This window comes from Photobacterium sp. OFAV2-7 (genome assembly GCF_022347985.1).
GTDB lineage: Bacteria > Pseudomonadota > Gammaproteobacteria > Enterobacterales > Vibrionaceae > Photobacterium.
This window is the reverse complement of sequence record NZ_JAKRFQ010000238.1, coordinates 1-6,235: the sequence shown is the minus strand read 5'-3', so window position 1 is coordinate 6,235 and position 6,235 is coordinate 1. Positions and strand designations below refer to the sequence as shown.

Below are 6,235 nucleotides of genomic sequence, written 5' to 3'. Positions count from 1 at the left end.
CAGGTGCGGCGACCACCTGGGTCGCCGCACCAACCAGCAACGTCAACGCGAGGGTCCGCATTTTGTTACTGTTCATCGTGTTTACCTATAAATTAGTAAACTAGAACCGAACGACGGTTCTTAGCATAGTCAGCTTCAGAGTGGCCTAGTACCAAAGGCTTTTCCTCACCGTAGCTAACAATTGAGATTTGGCTTGCAGAAACACCTAGAGCCTGAAGGTATTTAGCAACGGCTGACGCACGACGCTCACCCAGGGCAATGTTGTACTCAGGCGTGCCGCGCTCATCAGCGTGACCTTCAACAATCACTTTAACTGCTCCGTTGCCACGCAGGTAGTCAGCGTGAGCAGTTAGCATTTCCTGGTAGTCAGGCTGAATTTCAGCGTTGTCAAACTTGAAGTATACAGTTTGTTCCTGACGTAGCTGCTGGCTGCGTAGCTCCTGCTCAGACATTGCTGCAGAACCTGATTCTACTGGTGTTGCAACTGTAGTTTGCTCAGTAGCAGCAGTACCTGTACCAGTAGTTGACTCAGACGCAGCTGAGCTATCAGTGCTTTCTGTTGAACTACACGCAGCAAGAGTGATCATTGGCAGCGCAATTGCCAGCCCCTTTAGAACTTTGTTCAGTTGCATTATTTTTTTCCTTTTATATCGCTAATTACGGTGAACGTTAGAGGAACGGCCCCCAGGATGGAGCCCGTACCCGCCCGTTCGTCGCAGGTAATCGTGCCTTAAAGCGCCCGTCAATCGACACTAACGACAGCTCGTTGGATTTATCATTAACTGAGCTGTATATCACCATGCCGCCATTCGGTGCAATACTTGGCGACTCATCCAAAAATGTCTTCGTTAAAATTTGAAGCGCACCTGTTTTCAGATCTTGTTTGGCAATGTTATACCCAGAGTCTGATCTGTGTACCATTACCAGGAACCGTCCATCAGGCGTCAATTGACCACCCAGATTCTGACTTCCTTGCCAAGTTAGGCGTTCGGTCGAACCATCTGCTAAATTTACTCGATATATCTGGGGTTTACCACCTCTGTCTGAGGTAAAGATCATAGACTGACCATTTGGATCCCAAAATGCCTCGGTATTATTGGCCCGACCACGGGTAACTTGGGTCATTTTTTTCGTTTCCAGATCCAAAATGTAGATCTGCAAGCTGCCGCTCTTAGACAGCACCATGGCAAGTTTTTTGCCATCAGGCGAGAAACGCGGTGAACCATTGTGACGCGGGAAGGACGCAACCATCTCGCGGCTACCCTTGTAAATGTCCATCACGAAAATCTGCGCCTGCTTGTTTTCAAAGCTTACATAGGCCAGCTTGCTGCCATCCGGCGACCATGATGGCGACATCAAAGGCTGTTGTGATTTCAGTACCAGACGCTCGTTGAAACCATCATAGTCGGCAATACGTAGCTGGTACGGATACTTGGCCTTATCGTCAATCACCACATAAGCTATACGAGTCAAGAATGCACCCTTCTCGCCTGTCAGCTTTTCATAGACAACATCAGAAATTCGGTGAGCATACTGGCGCAGTCGGCTCTCTTTGACGGTCGCACGGTTATTGACCAGTAAATGATCTTTGGTCAGTACCAGCTCGCCATTTTCCAGGCCACGGCTTTCGCCACTGGTCAACTGGCCACGCACTACGTCTACCAACTGGTAGTTAATCACATAATTGCCGTCGGCATTCAGGCTAACTTTACCTGTTACCAGCGCATCAACCCCTAACGATGTCCAGGCATTATAATCAACCTGATCTTCACTATATGGCGTCTGTGGCATTTTACTGGTCGCAACCGGGCTGAATTTGCCGCTGCGGCGCAAATCCGATGCAATTACCGCGGAGATATCCGACGGCATTTTTCCTTCACCTTCCCACTGGAACGGCACTACACCTATCGGACGGGCAGAATCAATACCTTCGGTGATCACTAGTTCCAATTCTGCTTGTGCGACTTGGCTAAAACTCAGAAGAGCAATACACAAGCCCATTAGCCAACGTTTCATAACAACTCCTTCATCATTGTGGGCTTACTGTTAATCGAATACTACGAAGCTTCTCGATTACCGCCGGATCTTCTGGCATCGGGAACTGGCTCACTTTTACCACGGCAGCTTTAGCTGCGCGGCACAGTGCTCCGTCGCCACCATCATTCGACGCATCCAGTACCAGACCATTAGTCGATAAGCGCATGCGAATAACACACTCTTTACCAATGAAAGTCTGATCAACCAGCAAGTTCTGCTGGATCATCTGAGTATAGATGGCACCATAACGCTGGGTTTCGTCGGCAACAAACTGGCCGCGGGCACCGCCGCGCTGCTCAGTTTCTGCTTCCAACCCTGCGAACATATCGTTGAGGGCCGCTTCCTGCTGTCGCTGCTTCTCGCGAGCTTCCGCCGCTTTACGCTCGGCTTCCTTACGGGCAGCCTCAGCCTTGCGAGCTTCCTCATCGGCTTTCTTCTTCGCCGCTATCTTCGCTTTTCGCTCTTCTTCAGCCTTTCGGGCTTCCTCTTCCGCTTTTTTCTTGGCGGCAAGTTTTGCCTGACGCTCTTCCTCTGCCTTACGGGCAGCGGCTTCCGCCTGGCGTTTTTGCTCTTCAGCTTTACGCTTGGCTTCTTCGGCCTTGCGCTGCTGGGCTAACTGCTTCTTACGCTCTGCTTCCGCCTGGGCTGCTTTCTCCCTTGAGATGCGGGCCGCTTCGTCAGCTTTGCGCTTCTCTTCTTCCGCCTTGCGTTTTGCCTCAGCCACTTTCTTCTGCTCAGCAGCAACTCGCTTACGTTCAGCTTCTGCTATACGGGCATCTTTTTCGGCCTTGAGCTTGTCAGCTTTCAGCTGGCGCAACCTGTTCTCTTCAGCCTGTCGTTGCTGTTCAAGCGCTGCAGCCTGTTGTTCAAGTCGCTTCAGGCGATCCTGCTCGGCTTTTTTCGCCGCATCACGCTGCTGGCGGATCTGCTTGGCCTGCTGATTAACCAACGCTGGGTCAACAACCACAGCCTTGATCGTATTACCGGACATCTTTGGCTTGTCCATGGTGAAATCCGTTCCCCATAACAAAGCCGCTAACAGTAAACCATGAAGAAGTAACGAAATTATGATGGCAGCACTGTAATTATTGTTTTTCATCCTGCGAGCCTACCTACTTCTCTAACGGTTCGGTCATCAGGCCAACAGAACCCACACCGGCCTGATTCAGTGCATCAAGCGTCTCGATAATGTAAGAGTAAGGTGCACGGCTGTCACCGCCGACTAAGACAGTCGATTTTGGATTCAGCTGAAGCTCGGCCCTGACCCGTGTAAGCAGATCATTCAGTCTGAGGCCGCGAAGCATATCGCCGTTATCGACGCTCAGGCCAAGGTTACCGTCCTGATCAACCTCAACAATGATCGGTGCATTACTGTTTTCATCGCCGACCAGCTCAGCCGCAGTTTTCGCCGTCTGGGTAGACGGTAGCTCGACATCGACCCCTTGAGTCACAAACGGGGCCGTTACCATGAAGATGATCAGCAGTACCAGCATCACATCGATATAAGGTACGACGTTGATCTCCGCCGTCATTTTGCGCTTTTTCGGTTGATAAGCCATTGCTTATTACTCCTGCGCAGCGGCAAATGCCTGGCGGTGTAGAATACTGGAGAATTCTTCCATGAAAGTGGCATAGGTGTGCTCTAGTTTCGCCACCTGGTTGGTCAGTTTGTTATAGAACATTACCGCCGGGATTGCGGCGAACAAGCCCATAGCCGTAGCAACCAGTGCCTCGGCGATACCCGGGGCAACCATTGCCAGTGTCGCCTGTTTTACCGCGCCCAGCGCAATAAAGGCGTGCATAATACCCCATACCGTACCGAACAGGCCGATATACGGGCTGATTGAACCAACAGTCGCCAGGAACGGCAGGTTGGTTTCCATATCATCAACTTCACGAGACAGAGCAACACGCATTGCACGTCCCGTTCCTTCCATTACCGCTTCCGGCACTTTGCCATTGCTGCGGTGCAGGCGGGCGAATTCTTTAAAGCCGGCATGGAAAATCTGCTCTGAGCCTGTCAGGTTGTCTTTTCTAGCCTGCACTTCCTGGTAAAGCTGTGACAAATCAATGCCCGACCAGAAACGGTCTTCAAAACGTTCAGCTTTGGAAGCCGCATCCGACAGTACCGAGGAGCGTTTGATGATCATCGCCCAGGAAATGACAGACATACCTAGCAGGATAAGCATCACGATCTTAACAAGCAGGCTGGCCTGTAAAAAAAGATCTAAAATCGATAGTTCAGCAGTCACTTAGATATCTCCGACTTAATATTTTCTGGGATCTGAATAGGTTTCATGGTTTCAGGATGCACACAGGCTACCTGAACCATCGCTTTGCACAAGGTTTGGTCGGCATTGTTAACTAAAACCTGACAAAATACGATCGAGGCACGGCGAATTTTGACTGGCCATGTCCTGACCACCAGACGTTCATCGAGCTTGGCGCCTTTCAGGAAGTCAATATCCATATGGCGCACCACAAAGCTAACATTCTGTGCAAATAATGCCTGTAAACTGACATCATGACTGCGAAAGAGTTCCGTTCTCGCCCGCTCAAAGAATTTCAGGTAGTTGGCATGGTAAACAATCCCACCTACATCGGTATCTTCATAATAAATAGTGATTGGCCACTCAAAGGCACTTTCTTCGGTCATCAGATATCCATGCAATCACATCACAGCCAGTACCCGTCAGGTACTCGCCCGGTCTTCAAATAATCGCTTACTATACCGAAGTTGCGCGGCTTTATAAAACGCCACATTTACTAACACTCACAAAAGCGATGATTTTTTGACAAGCTTGTCATTTCGTTACCGGCAACACTGCATAATTCGTGTCAGTATATGCATTTTGCATACTTATCTGGGCAATAAACACTAACAGACGTATAAAAAAACAGCCCACTACTGTTTTGTAATGGGCTGTTTCATTGTGTGAATTATCATTGTCTGTCTGTTTCGGCGCTTATACCGAAGGAAACAGACGTAACCACATGATATAGGACAAAATCGGCAATGCCAGATACGGCGTAAAGAACACCTGCCAATACCAACGGCGCGGTACGAAACCCACACCGTAAATCATTGCTGTACATGTCGCCCATATCAGGGCGGGTGAGATTACCGGTCCGAATCCACCAATTGCCTGGGCAAAGAGTGTTGGCTCCCATATCACCAGACCTGCCGCCGACAGCGACAGTGCCATGGATAACAGACGCAATAGCCCGTTATCCAGCAGCTGATGACTACGCTTCACCCAGTGGTCGATCTTACTCACCGTTCTCATCCATATTTTCGGTTGTTTCAAGCCACAGGGCATTGATGATCCCGAAAGAGCAGGCTAGCAGAACACCTAGAATCCAAGCGAAATACCACATAGTCTGTCTCCTTAGTACAGTGAAGTCTTGTTGTCTTCGATATATTTGTTATCAAGACGGCCAAACATTTTGTAATAACACCATGAGGTGTACGCCAGGATAATCGGCACCATTACCGCCGCAACACCCGTCATAATATTTAGCGTCAGCTCAGATGACGTCGCATCCCACATCGTCAGGCTGTGGTTAGGAACCGAGCTTGAAGGCATGATGAACGGGAACAGGGCAAAACCGGCTGTCAGGATCACACCCGCCATTGTCAGGCTAGAGGTGATAAATGCCAGTACACCACTGTTCGCACGTGAAGCCAGTAGTGTCAGCAATGGCATGAATACCGCCAGTGCCGGCGCAATCCATAGCAACGGATAAGCATCAAAGTTGGCAAATAGTGCACCAGACTGACGCATGACTTCTTTGGTCAGCGGGTTAGATGGCGCATTGGTCATGATTTCAGAGGTGATCACATAACCTTCGATGCTCTGAGCCCAGAAACCGGCAACTGCAAAGCACACTGCTGTACCGATCGAAGTGATCATTGCTACGCGGCGAGCACGCTCACGGATCGCATCAGATGTCTTCATCTGCAGGTAAGCTGCACCTTGGGTGGTGATCATCAGGATGCTCACAATGCCGCACAATAGTGCGAACGGGTTAAGCAGCGCGAAGAACGAACCGGTATAAGTAGGGATCAACAGATCGCTTAGCTCGAACGGAACACCTTGCAGCAGGTTACCGAAAGCTACACCGAAGATCACAGGTGGTACGAAGCTACCGACAAAGATCGCCTTATCCCATGTTTCACGCCACTGTGGGTTTTCAA

9 protein-coding genes are annotated in these 6,235 nt (G+C 49.9%); all 9 read right to left on the bottom strand.

Translation table 11 applies throughout. The features are described from left to right. Positions 1-92: 92 nt before the first annotated feature. Positions 93-632, bottom strand: coding sequence for a peptidoglycan-associated lipoprotein Pal (gene pal / locus MHN01_RS13325; protein WP_239411791.1), 540 nt, complete (start codon positions 630-632; stop codon positions 93-95). A gap of 37 nt (positions 633-669) precedes the next feature. Then, complete coding sequence (gene tolB, locus MHN01_RS13320; RefSeq protein WP_239411790.1) at positions 670-2,016, bottom strand: Tol-Pal system beta propeller repeat protein TolB; 1,347 nt, start codon at positions 2,014-2,016, stop codon at positions 670-672. 13 nt (positions 2,017-2,029) lie between these two features. Continuing rightward, the gene (tolA, locus tag MHN01_RS13315) at positions 2,030-3,136 is read right to left on the bottom strand and encodes a cell envelope integrity protein TolA (protein ID WP_239411789.1); all 1,107 of its coding nucleotides are present in this window, start codon (positions 3,134-3,136) and stop codon (positions 2,030-2,032) included. A 13-nt stretch (positions 3,137-3,149) separates the two neighbouring features. After that, on the bottom strand, positions 3,150-3,596 hold the full coding sequence (gene tolR / locus MHN01_RS13310) for a protein TolR (protein WP_075768380.1): 447 nt from the start codon (positions 3,594-3,596) through the stop codon (positions 3,150-3,152). A gap of 6 nt (positions 3,597-3,602) precedes the next feature. Continuing rightward, positions 3,603-4,289 carry a protein TolQ gene (gene tolQ, locus MHN01_RS13305; RefSeq protein WP_239411788.1) on the bottom strand — a complete coding sequence of 229 codons (687 nt, stop codon included), beginning with the start codon at positions 4,287-4,289 and terminating at the stop codon, positions 3,603-3,605. Beyond that, on the bottom strand, positions 4,286-4,693 hold the full coding sequence (gene ybgC / locus MHN01_RS13300; protein ID WP_239411787.1) for a tol-pal system-associated acyl-CoA thioesterase: 408 nt from the start codon (positions 4,691-4,693) through the stop codon (positions 4,286-4,288). Before ybgC ends, tolQ begins: the two co-directional genes overlap by 4 nt. Before the next feature lie 310 nt (positions 4,694-5,003). Beyond that, the gene (gene ybgE, locus MHN01_RS13295; protein ID WP_239411786.1) at positions 5,004-5,315 is read right to left on the bottom strand and encodes a cyd operon protein YbgE; all 312 of its coding nucleotides are present in this window, start codon (positions 5,313-5,315) and stop codon (positions 5,004-5,006) included. Next, positions 5,308-5,415 carry a cytochrome bd-I oxidase subunit CydX gene (gene cydX / locus MHN01_RS13290; RefSeq protein ID WP_075768376.1) on the bottom strand — a complete coding sequence of 36 codons (108 nt, stop codon included), beginning with the start codon at positions 5,413-5,415 and terminating at the stop codon, positions 5,308-5,310. Before cydX ends, ybgE begins: the two co-directional genes overlap by 8 nt. An 11-nt stretch (positions 5,416-5,426) precedes the next feature. Beyond that, positions 5,427-6,235, bottom strand: an 809-nt coding sequence (cydB, locus tag MHN01_RS13285) for a cytochrome d ubiquinol oxidase subunit II (RefSeq protein ID WP_239411785.1), incomplete at its 5' end; no start/stop codon positions are given.